The organism is Paenibacillus popilliae ATCC 14706 (assembly GCF_000315235.1).
Taxonomy (GTDB): domain Bacteria; phylum Bacillota; class Bacilli; order Paenibacillales; family Paenibacillaceae; genus Paenibacillus_B; species Paenibacillus_B popilliae.
Map to the genome: position 1 here is coordinate 16,940 of NZ_BALG01000042.1, position 13,341 is coordinate 30,280.

Annotated in this window: 7 protein-coding genes and 2 pseudogenes; 6 read left to right on the forward strand and 3 right to left on the reverse strand. The window is 53.6% G+C overall.

The window, feature by feature from the left end:
• Nucleotides 1–10 precede the first annotated feature (10 nt).
• Both PPOP_RS04845 and ptsP read left to right on the forward strand, forming a co-directional pair.
• Nucleotides 11–1,900, forward strand: coding sequence for a glucose PTS transporter subunit IIA (locus PPOP_RS04845; RefSeq protein WP_006284959.1), 1,890 nt, complete (start codon nt 11–13; stop codon nt 1,898–1,900).
• On the forward strand, nt 1,897–3,624 hold the full coding sequence (gene ptsP / locus PPOP_RS04850; protein WP_006284960.1) for a phosphoenolpyruvate--protein phosphotransferase: 1,728 nt from the start codon (nt 1,897–1,899) through the stop codon (nt 3,622–3,624). The genes PPOP_RS04845 and ptsP overlap by 4 nt, the downstream gene beginning before the upstream one ends.
• Nucleotides 3,625–3,755: 131 nt before the next feature.
• On the opposite strand, the pseudogene PPOP_RS04855 reads toward ptsP, so the two are convergent.
• Nucleotides 3,756–3,971 (reverse strand): annotated as a pseudogene (locus PPOP_RS04855) (DJ-1/PfpI family protein); the annotation flags it as partial.
• 235 nt (nt 3,972–4,206) lie between these two features.
• Between PPOP_RS04855 and PPOP_RS04860 the strand changes: the two are divergent.
• The 3 genes and pseudogenes from PPOP_RS04860 (at nt 4,207) to PPOP_RS04870 (ending at nt 6,741) form a co-directional block, all read left to right on the forward strand.
• A complete protein-coding gene (locus PPOP_RS04860; protein WP_234399686.1) occupies nt 4,207–4,680 on the forward strand; it encodes a hypothetical protein in 474 nt (157 codons plus the stop codon).
• A 232-nt stretch (nt 4,681–4,912) separates the two neighbouring features.
• A pseudogene (ccpA, locus tag PPOP_RS04865) lies at nt 4,913–5,922 on the forward strand (catabolite control protein A).
• Between the two features lie 108 nt (nt 5,923–6,030).
• A complete protein-coding gene (locus PPOP_RS04870) occupies nt 6,031–6,741 on the forward strand; it encodes a 5'-methylthioadenosine/adenosylhomocysteine nucleosidase (protein WP_006284964.1) in 711 nt (236 codons plus the stop codon).
• A 69-nt stretch (nt 6,742–6,810) separates the two neighbouring features.
• Here the strand turns inward: PPOP_RS04870 and PPOP_RS04875 are convergent, their stop codons facing one another.
• Nucleotides 6,811–9,951 (reverse strand): transglycosylase domain-containing protein, encoded by a 3,141-nt coding sequence (locus PPOP_RS04875; protein WP_006284965.1) that lies wholly within the window; start codon nt 9,949–9,951, stop codon nt 6,811–6,813.
• Nucleotides 9,952–10,268: 317 nt separating this feature from the next.
• Nucleotides 10,269–10,871 (reverse strand): 30S ribosomal protein S4, encoded by a 603-nt coding sequence (gene rpsD / locus PPOP_RS04885; RefSeq protein ID WP_006284966.1) that lies wholly within the window; start codon nt 10,869–10,871, stop codon nt 10,269–10,271.
• Nucleotides 10,872–11,284: 413 nt separating this feature from the next.
• Here rpsD and PPOP_RS04890 point away from each other — a divergent pair, with 413 nt between their 5' ends.
• Nucleotides 11,285–13,243 carry a sensor domain-containing diguanylate cyclase gene (locus PPOP_RS04890; RefSeq protein WP_006284967.1) on the forward strand — a complete coding sequence of 653 codons (1,959 nt, stop codon included), beginning with the start codon at nt 11,285–11,287 and terminating at the stop codon, nt 13,241–13,243.
• The last annotated feature ends 98 nt before the right edge of the window (nt 13,244–13,341 follow it).

Below are 13,341 nucleotides of genomic sequence, written 5' to 3' on the forward strand. Positions count from 1 at the left end.
AGAAGGAGAGATGTCCTTGAATCAGTTAGGGATTCTTCAGCAGTTATCGCGGGCGCTTATGCAGCCGCTTATCGCGCTGCCGGCGGCGGCGCTGGCGCTGGCGTTCGGCCATCTTCTGGCAGGTACGGGCTTGCAGGATACGGCCGCGCTGTTCGAGCTGACAGGCAGGACGATTTTTTTTGTGCTGCCCTACATTTTCGCGGTTGGGGTTGCGCTTGGCTTGGCTAACAATGCTGGAGTTGCCGCCTTGTCTGCGCTGCTCGGCATCTTTATTTTCCGTCAACTGCTGAATCAATGGAGCGAATCGGCCTTCGAGCCGACCGTATTGAACGGCATCATCTTCGGGATATTGGCGGGACTCGTCCATCAACGCTTCAAGGATGTGCGCTTTCCGGAATATTTCCAATTTTTCGGAGGCCAGCGGTTTGCGGTGCTCCTTACGACCCTGTGTTCTATCGCCCTTTCCTGGGTAATGATTATGCTGGCTCCCTTCATGCAGCAGGGCATACAGTTTTTGGGGCAGGAAATCGTGGCGATGGGCGGATTCGGCATATTTTTATACGGCGTTCTGCATCGGGTGCTGGTCGCTTTCGGGCTGCATCATCTCCTGAACAACCTGTATTGGTTTCAGGTAGGTACATACACCGATGCTGAAGGAATGACGTACAGCGGCGATTTGCCTCGTTTTTTTGCAGGAGATCCGGCAGCGGGCGCATATATGGCCGGTCTGTATCCGATAATGATATTCGCGCTGCCGGCCGTGGCGCTGGCCATTGTGCACGAATCGCGGGAGGACCTGCGCCCCAGAGTGCGCAAGACATTTATGACGGCGGCTTTGGTCTCGCTGCTTACGGGAATTACCGAGCCGATTGAGTTCGCGTTCCTGTTTGCGGCGCCGTATCTGTTCATCGTCCATGCGCTGTTGAGCGGGGCCGCGATGTGGATTACGGCCGAGCTCGGCGTGCGGCATGGCTTCTCGTTCTCGGCAGGAGCGATAGATTATGTCGTCAATTTCTACCAGTCGGAGGGAGCGCTGTGGATTATCCCTGTCGGCATCGCGTTCGCGCTCATCTATTATGTCGTATTTCGGTTTGCCATCCAGAAGTTCCAGATTCCGACCCCCGGCCGGGTGGAAGGCTCCTTGCTCGACGATATGGCGAGCGATCTGCTGCACCGGGTGCCACTCATCATTCAGGTACTCGGCGGCAAGGATAATATTGCCGACATTCAGGCCTGCATTACCCGGCTGAGGCTTCGCGTCAACAATGACAAACTGGTCGATCGCCATACGCTCCGCAAGCTTGGAGCGGCGGGCGTCATTCGTCTGGGGGGAGGGCACTTGCAGGTCGTCTTCGGCACCTACTCGGAGCTGATCAAGGATGAGATAGTCAAGCGGCTGCAGCGCAACTCGATGCAAGTCTGGTTTGTCGCTCCGGTGCAAGGGAAAATGATCCCGATTGAAGAGGTGCCGGATCGCATTTTCGCGCAAAAGCTTGTCGGACAAGGAGTCGCTTTCCTGCCTGACAAAGGCGAGCTTGTCTCGCCCGTACATGGACGAGTACGCCATATCTACCCTACTATGCACGCGCTAGGCATCGAGACGCCGGAAGGGTTGGAAGTCCTCCTTCACATCGGAATCGAGACGTCATCGTTGAATAGTGCCGGTTTTCAGGCAGTTGTACAGGAAGGTGATGAAGTGGGACCGGGACAGCTTTTGATTAAATTCGACTATAACGAAGTGAAGAAGCGCTGTGCATCGCTGGCGACCCCGATGGTTATTACGAATTCGGAGGCGGTCGCTTCCTGGAGCTTCGCGCCGTTCGCGGCAGTTAAGCGGGGACAGACTTCCGTCATGTCGGTCGTGCTGAAGGAGTATGCTAACGGAGGTGGTAGACGATGACGCAGAAGGTGCAGGGAATCGGGGCTTCCAGCGGGATCTCCATCGGCAAGGCGTTCGTGCTTCCTATGTGGGAATGGGACGTGCCGGAGGAGAAGATGGATCCCTCTGATCTGGCCCGCGAATTCGAGCGGCTGTACGAAGGCATCCGTTCGTCGAAGGATGAGATCGAGTTCATTAAGAGCGAGATTCGTGAAATGGTCGGGAATGAAGAGTCCTCGATATTTGACGCGCATCTGGCCATATTGGACGATCCGATTTTTATGAATGAGATTCAAGGCATAATCCAGCGGCAGTACAAGGCGGTGGAAGTGGCGGTGAAGGAGGCTATCGATCACTTCGTCACGATGTTCGACTTGCTGGACGATGAGTATATGAAGGAACGGGCGCTGGATATCAAGGATGTCGGCAACCGTCTGCTCAAGCATTTGCTGGGCGCACCGGACATTACGCTGCCGACCGATACGCAGCCGTATATTTTGGTCGCGAAGGAACTGTCGCCGTCGCAGCTTGTCCATCTGAATCCAAAAAATGTGCTCGGCATCGTCATGCTGATGGGAGGAAAGACGTCACATTCGGCGATTATGGCCCGGGCCCTCGGCATTCCGCTCGTGCTCGGACTGGAGGGGAAAATGACAAGGCCTGTCCAGACCGGCGACCTGGTTATCGTGGACGGGGAGCACGGCATTGTCTATATCGAGCCGCCAGATCAGGTCGTGAAGCAGTACGAGGCCCGGTACGAAGCGTATGCGCGGGAGGTGGACGAGCTGAAGAAGCTGGTTAAGCTTCCTGCCGTCACTCAGGATGGCCTGACGATCAGCTTGACGGTCAACATCAGCTCTACGCGCGAGCTGGAGATCGCTGATCAGAACGGGGCGGAGGGCGTCGGTCTGTTCCGGACCGAATTTATGTATATGGATCGTTCATACCCGCCGTCCGAAGCGGAGCAATTGGCGGTCTATCGAGATGTGGCCGAGCATTACAAAGATTCGCAGGTCATTATCCGCACGCTCGATATCGGCGGTGACAAACCGATGGAATATTTGAATCTTCCGGAAGAGGACAATCCGTTCCTCGGCTATCGGGCGATTCGCATTTGCCTCGACCAGCAGGAGCTGTTCAAGTCTCAGCTCCGCGCTATTCTCCGGGCGAGCGCACATGGGCCGGTCGCGCTTATGATCCCGATGATCTCGTCCGTGGAAGAGATCATCGCGGCCAAGGTGGTGCTGGAAGAGGCGAAGGCAGAACTACGGGATGAAGGGCTGCCATTTGACGAGAAGCTGCCTGTAGGCATTATGGTGGAGGTTCCGGCTGCGGCTCTGATCGCCGATCGCCTCGCGGAAGAGGTTGATTTCTTCAGCATCGGCACGAACGATCTGGTGCAGTATACCCTTGCCGTTGACCGGATGAACGAGCAGATTGCGCATATGTATGATCCGTTCCATCCTGCAGTGCTGCGGCTCATCCGCCATACGATCGAGGCAGCCCAGGCCCGGGGCATCGGCATCAGCATCTGCGGCGAGATGGCGGGAGACACGCGGGCCGTGCCACTCTGGATCGCTCTTGGAGTCACGAAGCTGAGCATGTCCCCGCGCTTCATTCCGCGAGTGAAGGCGGCTATCCACCGCACTACCCGAACCGGGAGCGAGCAGCTGACGGAACGCATTTTCGATGCCCGTTCCAAGGCCGAGATCGATGAGTTGGTTAAGATGTATTTTACGTCCTGACATAAATGCAGCGACGCCTTTCGTCCTTCTTCAAGGCAGGGGGCGTCTTTCCTAACATAAAAGGCATGGCCCCTTGAACGGGGCCATGATGCCTATCGGCTTGCCCGCCTGTCCATGTCGCGGATAATGGAGAGCACGCCGTCGTATGTGCCGCTATCGATATCCTCGAAAGCATAATCAGACGTAGCAGGAACACCGTACTTCCCGATGTATATTTTGCCGGCCTTATCGCCAGCCAGATGCACCTCCGCCCCTTCTTCGCGGACGCGGTGAACTGGATACCACAATTCCCAATCCTCGAAGTCCTTATCAACGAGCGCGATGATGCGCTTGCCGCTTAAACGCATAAATATCTCGACTCCTTCGCACGTTGTATCGAAGAACAAACCTCCCGTGCATCGAACGCGATCCGGCCCTTATTGCATCTTAACGGCTCTATTTCCATAATGAAGCCTATTGAGTCTTGAGGCGGAATCGCCTACGATTTTAACAGGGAGATTCATTCTGCGGATGGACTGTTCCTTATCTATTCATTACATAAGGGGTCTGACAGAGAGAGACTGTGATGTAGGGGGGGGTTGTATGAACAAACAATGTAACTGTGGCCATGAAATGCGGCTTGCTTTGCGTACTGTAATCCACGACAGGACAATACACATTCACCATGTGCCTGTGTTGACTTGCCCGCATTGTGAACGCTCGGAGCTGTATCCGGCGATCAAGTCGGAGATAACGGATATGATTCACTGCCGCAAGGCCAGTCAAAGCAAGGAGTTATCCGGTATGGAGGAGGAACGCGATTCTGTGCCGCGGCACTATTTTTTCGAGAAGATGAACGAGGCGGTGAATGTACTGGTCGAATGTGTGGACGCGTTCGGGCCCGACGATCTGCTTCCGTACGCAGAGAAAGTGATGAACGAGAGGGTTAACAAGCTTCTGGACATGTACCTGCTGGCGAAGATGCTGGAGGATGAGGAATGGATGTCTGAGCTGCAACAGCGTTTAAAACAGATTTCCGGTTTTAGTTTCTATCCGGATCGGGTTAAAATAAGGTAAGAGGCTCTTTGCCTACTGCAATTGTGATGAAAGAGGGCCAGGTCGTCTGGCACGACTCTCATCATACGATAACATTTGACAATGTAAGTTCGGAGTTGACGTACTCCTCCCGCTAAATGACGTGTTTCCAGTCGGTTCCAGTTGTAACATTGCGAATTTTCTGAAAATATCGTATCATAAAATGTAAACAAAAGGGTCGTAACAAATTTTCGGTAAATTGGAGAGAAGATTCGTGACGGTAACTATTTATGATGTAGCGAGAGAAGCGGGCGTCTCGATGGCCACCGTTTCCCGGGTTGTGAATAACAATCCGAACGTGAAGCCGCAAACGCGAAAAAAGGTGTATGAAGCGATTGAGCGCTTAGGTTATCGCCCGAATGCAGTCGCACGCGGACTTGCGAGCAAAAAGACGACGACCGTTGGGGTCGTCATTCCCGATATCTCCAATTCTATTTTTGCTGAGGTCGCACGAGGAATTGAAGATATTGCGAACATGTACCACTATAATATCATTTTGTGCAACGCGGACAAGAAGAAAGAGAAGGAAATACGCGTCATTAATACGCTGCTGGAGAAGCAAGTGGACGGGCTTGTGTTCATGGGCGGTGCCGTAACGGAGGATCATATCCAGGCGTTCCGTACCGCATCTGTTCCGATCGTGCTATGCGCGACGACGGACGAGCATGGCTCCATTCCTTCGGTAGACATTGATCATGAAGGGGCCGCATTCGATGCGGTCAACACCCTCATTCGCCACGGTCACAGCGATATTGCGATGATTAGCGGCACGTTTCAGGATCCGGCGAACGGATTCGCGCGCTTCCAGGGCTATAAGAAGGCTTTGGAGAGCGCAGGGATCGAGTACAAGGAAGACCTGGTCCGTATCGGGAACTACCGATATGAATCCGGCGTGGAAGCCATGAAATATTTCCTCGGTCTGAAGAAGCGCCCGACGGCGATTTTTGCGGCAACCGACGAAATGGCGATCGGAGCGATTCATTGCATTCAGGACGCCGGGTTGAAGGTGCCTGACGACTTCTCGGTCATCAGCGTAGACAATATCCGCATGGCTTCGATGGTTCGTCCACAACTGACGACGGTAGCTCAGCCGATTATGATATCGGCGCGGTGGCGATGCGCTTGTTGACCAAGCTGATGAAGAAGGAGAACGTGGAGAATTCACAGGTCATTCTGCCGCACGAGACGATTCTTCGCTTATCGGTCAGCCAGGTGAATGAGTAAGTCCGGCAAGCATGTTGGCGGCATATGAAGAGCCCCTATTATTGGGGCTTTTTGTGTGTCGAGGTCTGCTGCGGTGCAAGATATTGGATCATGAAGGAGGAAGGCGATATGGCAAGCGAAGCCGTACTCGGAATTATTGGCGCGATGGACGAAGAGATTGAGCGCCTGCTGCAGGCTGCACAGGACGTTAAGGAAGTGAAAGTAACGGGAATGACCTTTTATAGGGGGCAACTGGCGGGGCGTTCGGTTGTCATCTGCAAATCGGGTGTCGGCAAAGTCAATGCCGCCGTTACGACGCAAGTGCTGATTGACCGCTTCGGGGCCCATCAGGTGCTCTTCACCGGAGTAGCCGGCGCGCTTCACCCGGAGCTGAACATCGGAGATATCGTCATCTCGACGTACTGCATGCATCATGATATGGATGCAACCGCTCTTGGCTTCGAGCCCGGGGTCATTCCATTCCAGGAGACCTCTCGGTTCGAGGCGGATGGAGCCCTCATCCAGCTGGCGGATCAGGTATGCGCCGAGCTGTTCCCGGGACGTTATCTTAAAGGCGGGGTGCTGTCCGGGGATCAATTCATCGCCAGCCGCGACAAGGTCAAGGCGCTGTACGAGACGTTTCCGGGTTCGGCATGCACGGAAATGGAAGGCGCGGCCGTAGCACAAGTATGCCATATCCATGGGGTTCCGTTCGTCATTATCCGGTCGATGTCGGACAAAGCGGACGGATCGGCCCATGTCAATTTCGCGGAATTCACGGTCAAAGCCGCGCTGCACTCGTACCAAATTATCGAGCGGATGGTCAGTCGATTCGCATAATCAACAGCGATGGCCTCCTGAGCCATCGCTGTTGTTCGTTCGCAGGCCGCGAGGGTTCGCGCCCATTCGTTATGGATTTTTGACTTGAACTGCCGAAGTCGGACTCGATTCCCCGGCCGTGTTCACGGCCGTGACCCGGTACCAGCCTGCGGGCGAGATCGTGATGAGCTCGAACTGTGCCGTCGGCGTGGTGCCGATGCGTTCATATAATCCACCGTCGGAGCTGTAGTAGATCACATACTCGCTCGGATTATTGGACGAGGTGCCCCAGGTCAGCTTCAAGCCCATATCGGTCAGGGAAGCTTGTGGATTGCCTGGCGTGCTCGGCGGGCTGTCCGCCTCATCCTGAGCCCCCGTCTCCGTTCCTTGATCCTGCCTGTCTTCGTCCGCGCTGCCGTCTCCCGTTGAGCCGGGGTTCTGCGTATCCGAGCTTCCATTGCCGGAACCATCCGGATTAGGCTCCACGTTAGCGCCTCCCAGTGTCACGGTCTGAGATGGGGCGGACTCGTTGCCGGCCACATCGACAGCCGTCACATAGTAAGCATACTGATGCGAACTAGAGTAATACGTCTTGAATTGAAGCGCCTCTCCCGTTAGCACCGTTCCTTCTTCGCGCTTGAACGGACCGCCATCCAAGGAGCGGTACAGACGATAACCGACGACATCTGCTTCACCGTTCCGCAAGAACGAAATGCGCAGCGTCGTATCGCCCAATTCCTCCATACTTACGCCAGACGGCGGCGATGGCACCTCGTCGTCATCCTTGCGCGGATCGACCTTCGCAGGCGCATCCGTATTGGCGTCCTCCGGCAAATAGGAGGACAGCGAGCGCCGCTGACTACTGGAAGACAGATGATTCAGCGCTTGCGTCAGCTCCTCGATCAGCTCTTGAATCGGTTTCTCGCGCTTGATGACCACTTTCTCCCGGGTCATATCATCAGGAGTCGTATCTTGCGGGATATAGTTGACGCCGTCATACGTGATGTACTTCATCCGCTGCAGCGCATCTTCGGTCTCGGTAGGCACGAATTTGCGATCGAACAGCTCCGTTACGTAGCGGCCGGCCTGCTTCGTCAGCTCGTTCGGAAGCTTCCCGCTCAATCCGGAGACGGTCATCCGCACGATGTCATCAGGCTGGCTGAACTGCTTCGTCTCGAACAATTCCGGCTTCAACTTGTTTACTTCGTTCATTACTTTGGACCAAATCTCTGTGGAACGGGAATAGGCGTCTCGATTTAATACGTGAATCTGCTGGTCATATCCGACCCATACGCCCATCGTTACATCCGGCGTGTAGCCGACGAACCAGGTGTCGGCATAGTTCTGGGTCGAACCGGTCTTGGCGGCCACTTCCACTTGGCCGAACAGATTGAACTCGGACTGCACCCGGCGTCCGGTACCGCGCGGATCGGTAATGACGGTTTTTAGCATATCCGTCATCAAATACGCGCTCTGCTCGGATACGACCGGCTTCGAATCGACTTTGTGCTGATATATGATTTTGCCGTTCGAATCGACGATCTTGGATATCATGTACGGATCGTTATACTTCCCGTCGTTGGCAATAACACCGAAGGCGTTGGTGATCTCTTCCACGGTAACACCATAGCTCAGGCCGCCGATTACCCCGGTCTGGGCGTAATAATCTTCCGGCTGAATCGTCGTGAATCCGAGCTTCTTGACGAAGTCAAGCGCCTGCTTGACGCCCAGCTTTTCTATGTAGATCTTGAGCGCTGGCAAGTTAAGCGATTCATTCAGCGCCTTCCTTGCGGTTACGAGCCCCTGGTATCTCATATTTGCGTTGCCGGGAATATGGTAGCCCTTGGAACCATCCTTCAACACCATCGGCGCGTCGTCCAGTATGGAGGCCGGCTGAATCAAGCCTTGATCCAGAGCTGGCAAATACGCGGCCAACGGCTTCATCGTCGAGCCAGGCTGGCGCATCATCTGCGTGGCGAAGTTCATCTGCTCCTCATAGAAATCTCGACCTTCGATCATGCCAAGGATCGCCCCGGTATGATGATCGATCATCATCGCAGCGACTTGCTCCAAGCCCTTTGTCTCGCTGTATGGAGAGAAGTTGTCTTTGTTGTTCGCCACGTTTTTCATGGCCTTGTAAATCATCTTGTCGATCGTGGTGTAGACTTTGTATCCGCCGTGGAGCAACTGCTCCCGGGCGTTCTGCAGCAATTCCGCATTCTCGCGCTTGCGCAGATCGGCTTGCGTGAATTCCGGGTACTGCTGCAGGACAAGCACTTTGGCGGCAGCCCGCTCCGCTTCCAGCATCAGGTATGGATAGATCGCATATGCCTTCGCATTTGGCTTGGCGATGGAGCCCCGAATGTCAAATGCTAATGCTTCGTCATATTGCTGCTGCGTAATTTTATGCTCTTCAAGCATGCGTTTCAGAACCAGCTTCTGGCGCTTGATGGCTCTTTCAATGCCTTCCTCATTGATTTCTCCCTTGCCTGTGAACGCGGAATAGACGGAAGGGAGCTGGGGAAGACCGGCCAAATACGCTGATTGGGCGATATTCAGCTGATCAAGCTTGTCGATTTTGAAGATGCCTTTGGCTGCTGCCTTGATGCCATACAGATTATAACCGCTCGATCCGTTGCCGAACGAAACCTTGTTCAGGTAAGCGGTCAATATCTCTTCCTTCGACAGTATGCGCTCGATGCGCAGGGATAGAAAGATCTCTTTTGCTTTCCGGATGTCGGTCCGATCCAAGGTCAAAAACACTTGTCTCGCCAACTGCTGGGTCAAAGTACTCCCGCCTGTCTGCACCGGCTTATTCAGCACTTTTTGCACAACAGCTCGGGACAACCCCCGAATATCAATGCCCATATGCTCGAAAAAACGGTTGTCTTCCGTTGCGATAAGCGCGTCGATAACGGTCTGGGGAATCTCGTCCATCGTGACCGGCCGCCTGTCTTCATCAGTACGAAGCTGGCCGACAGGAGAGCCGTCATTAAAATATACAAAACCTGTGAATGCATTTTCCTGAATCTTCTGCTCGATGTATTCCCGGGAACGAATCGGTTCATCCTTCACGAGGGAAGTGACGTAGCCAATGCCAACACCGCCTGCGAATAAGCAACATAGAATACCGAGCAGCATGAGCCACTTCGTGACAGTCCAGATTCGACGTCCAACCGACTTTTTCGGCCTTGGCTTGTCGTCCTTTTCCGTCAGTTTCTCATCTACCATGCATTTTTTCCTCCTTATATTGCAGCGCTTTCCATTATACCACAAAAGTTGATTTGATAGATGTTACTTTCCTTATCAACTTACAAAATGATGTTTGGAAAGCGGAAGGCGAAGCAAATGATTTGACGAACCGGATCGGTTGTGCTATAAAAGCGATGATTGAATCAACCTTCGCAAAAAATAGGGTTTCCCAACAGCCTGAGTTTTGCTGTTGAACAGCCTTCTTATTGCGGTCTTGGTGCGCACAGAGCAAGAAAAAAGGCCGCAAAAAATCGCCGTCCATACGGAACGGCGATTCGTTGCCTAAGATGAGCATCTTAACGGCTGTAGAACTCGACGATTTGCTTCTCATCGATCTCTTGGGACAATTCTCCGCGCTCTGGCAGGCGGATGTACTTGCCTTCAAGAGCAGCTTCGTTGAATTCCAAGTAGTTCGGAAGGTGATGACGGCCTTCCATCGCTTCTTTGATCACTTTCAGGCTGCGACTTCTCTCACGAAGGCCGATAACGTCGCCTGGAGTAACGATATAGGATGGGATGTCGACCTTCTTGCCATTTACCGTAACATGGCCGTGAGCAACCAATTGGCGGGCGCCTGCGCGGGAATTCGAGAACCCGAGGCGGTATACCAAGTTGTCCAGACGGCTCTCCAGCAGGAACATGAAGTTCTCACCGGCGATGCCTTGCATTTTGGTTGCACGGTCGAACAAGGTGCGGAATTGCTTCTCGCCCAAGCCGTACATATGGCGAAGCTTTTGTTTCTCTTGCAGTTGAACAGCGTAGCCGCTCAATTTTTTGCGCATACCCGGACCGTGTTGTCCTGGAGGATACGCGCGATTTTTCAGTTCTTTGCCTGTGCCGCTCAGAGAGATGCCGAGACGGCGGCTCAATTTAAACTTAGGACCTGTGTAACGTGCCATATGAAAGTTGACTCCTTCTCAAACGAATGTTAGATAATGGGTCGCTTTGCGCCGATTCCCATCCTTATGCTGAAATCAATCAGCTCCGGCACAGGGTTTCAGCCGCTGCCCGTCCGGCGATGGAAATACGTGAGGGTGACACAACAGTTCTCCCCTTATACATCTAATAATTCTATAAGATCATCAGGCTCAATGTCAAGACTGCCTGCTGCAATCTCGTGTTTTTCAATGATTCTATCTAATAATAGAAAAAAAGTAAATATTTTACGATATGTGGCTTACAAACCGTAGATCTTTCAACATAGTTCTTATGACCTGAAAAAACTTTTAGAAGGTTGTATCGAAGTAGTACATTTTAGTAGAGATATATTGTATGATAATATATAGTACCCTTTATATAGAAGGAGAAGAGCATGACGGAACGTCTAGTCCATCACCAGTCAATTGAATCGGACATGAAGGTTATAGGGACGAACGATTCAGTCCCGAACGGAACCCGGGATCTGCAGCCTCTATCATGGGACAGCTGGGTGTTGCAGCGGGATGCGAATGTTTTCGATTTCCCTGATTTGCAGTCGCCGCTGCAATCCGCCTACAAGGAATGGGCGAATGATTTGCCTGCCCGCGCTTGTGTTCTGCGAGGCCGTATGGCGTTATTTGATTATGTGGGCAAGTGGATGGCGGGCGACTCCGAATTATCCGGCGAAGCCGCAGCCGACCGCGCAGCCGCTGCCGCACTCCAGGAAGGCAAGCTGGCCGTCCGGACGGGAGTCGGCTACTTCTATGCCGCCTGCCCGCTGCTGAACAAGCGGGAAGAGAGCTTCGCTGCAGTCGTATGCCGTTTGGACGCGGCTCCGGATGAATCGTTCTCCGTAGGCATGGATGCATGGGTTTATGGACTTCGAACGCATTTTTACCGGCAATTCGAGCTGGTCATTGTCGACGAGCTGGTGCGAACGCTGAGAACGGCCGAACGGGAGCTGAAGCGCCGCGATGTGCTGCATGGCGCTATTCGGCACATGCATGACCGGATCAATGTCGATTCCGTATTATCGCAGATTATGTCCAGCGTCGAGCAGTTGGTTCCGGAAGCGCGGATTGAGGTCTATTTGTCCCAGGATCACACCAGCTCGAATCTGAAGGTAAAGCCTTTGTTGTTCCAGCCGGGAAGCGACGGCGTTGTGCGTCAAGCCTTCATGAAGGGAGACGTATGTTATGAACGTGACGGAGCGGACAGTGATACGGAAGTAGGGTTTGCGCTGTGCGGCGAGCAGGGGGCCTATGGCGTGATTAAGGTCAGCTTTCCCGGGATGGCGCCGGATCCTTCCGATGTACAGCTTATTCAGCTTATTGTGGAGACGGCCGGCACGGCCTTCGAGAATGCCCGTCTTCATGAGCAGGCGAATAAAGTCATACAAGAGCTGCGCTTCATCAATGACTTGACGAAGCGCATCAATCAGAGCTTGCGGCTGCAGGATGTGTTCCATGATGCGACCCACGAGCTGCTGCGCGTGTTTCGGGCCGACTTCTGCACACTGCTTCAATTGAACGCGGAGCGGCAGTGCTATGAAGTAGTGTCCAGCAACATGGAAGAATTCGATGATGCGCATTTATCCTTCGATGAAGGATTGTTCGGTCATATGTATGTGGAAAAGGAGCCGGTCATCGTATCCGATATTGAGATGGACGCACCCGCGTCCATGCAGTTTTTCGAGAAGCTGAATTATCATTCTGTCATCGCCGCGCCCTTGTTCGGCAGCGGGGAGATGGTGGGCATCGTCATTCTTGCTGATCGGCGCAAGCAATTCTTCACTTATGACAATTTCAAGCTGTTGCAGATGCTGGCGACCCACATCGGGCTGGCGATCGCGAATGCAGCGCTGCATAGCAGGGTCAAGCATCTCGCCAACAACGATCAGCTGACCGGGTTATATGCGCGCCATTACTTGGACAAGCAGATCCAGCGCCAGCAACAGAGCGACTTCTGCGGTTCGCTTATCGTCGTGGACATCGATCATTTCAAGCAGATCAATGACCGCTACGGCCACCAGGTGGGCGATAAAATATTGAGTCAGGTCAGTCATATTATTCGCAGCTCGATTCGCGAATCTGATATCGCGGCCCGTTGGGGCGGCGAGGAGTTGGCGGTATACCTTCCACAGCTCAGCATCGGCCAGACGATACGGGTTGCGGAACGGATTCGGATCCGGGTGGATAACGAGACGGAGCCGCATGTCACAGTCTCCTGCGGCATTGCCGACTGGAGTTGGAAGGACGATATTGTCAGTGTCGAATCGCTGTTCTACCGTGCCGACATGGCGCTGTATGAAGCGAAGGACAGCGGGCGGAATCAGATCCGCATCAGCACCTAGCATGCGGCGCTGCCTGATGAATAATCCCAATTCAAGCGTGAGACGATAGTAGAGATGGGCGATCAATGTCCATCTCTTTCTATTTTGGTAAATCGGTC

What these genes read in the sequence shown, in the direction of transcription:
- PPOP_RS04845 (WP_006284959.1), top strand. Translation starts at nt 11, where the DNA reads ATGTCCTTGAATCAGTTAGGGATTCTTCAGCAGTTATCGCGGGCGCTT.
- ptsP (WP_006284960.1), top strand. Translation starts at nt 1,897, where the DNA reads ATGACGCAGAAGGTGCAGGGAATCGGGGCTTCCAGCGGGATCTCCATC.
- PPOP_RS04860 (WP_234399686.1), top strand. Translation starts at nt 4,207, where the DNA reads ATGAACAAACAATGTAACTGTGGCCATGAAATGCGGCTTGCTTTGCGT.
- PPOP_RS04870 (WP_006284964.1), top strand. Translation starts at nt 6,031, where the DNA reads ATGGCAAGCGAAGCCGTACTCGGAATTATTGGCGCGATGGACGAAGAG.
- PPOP_RS04875 (WP_006284965.1), bottom strand. Translation starts at nt 9,951, where the DNA reads ATGGTAGATGAGAAACTGACGGAAAAGGACGACAAGCCAAGGCCGAAA.
- rpsD (WP_006284966.1), bottom strand. Translation starts at nt 10,871, where the DNA reads ATGGCACGTTACACAGGTCCTAAGTTTAAATTGAGCCGCCGTCTCGGC.
- PPOP_RS04890 (WP_006284967.1), top strand. Translation starts at nt 11,285, where the DNA reads ATGACGGAACGTCTAGTCCATCACCAGTCAATTGAATCGGACATGAAG.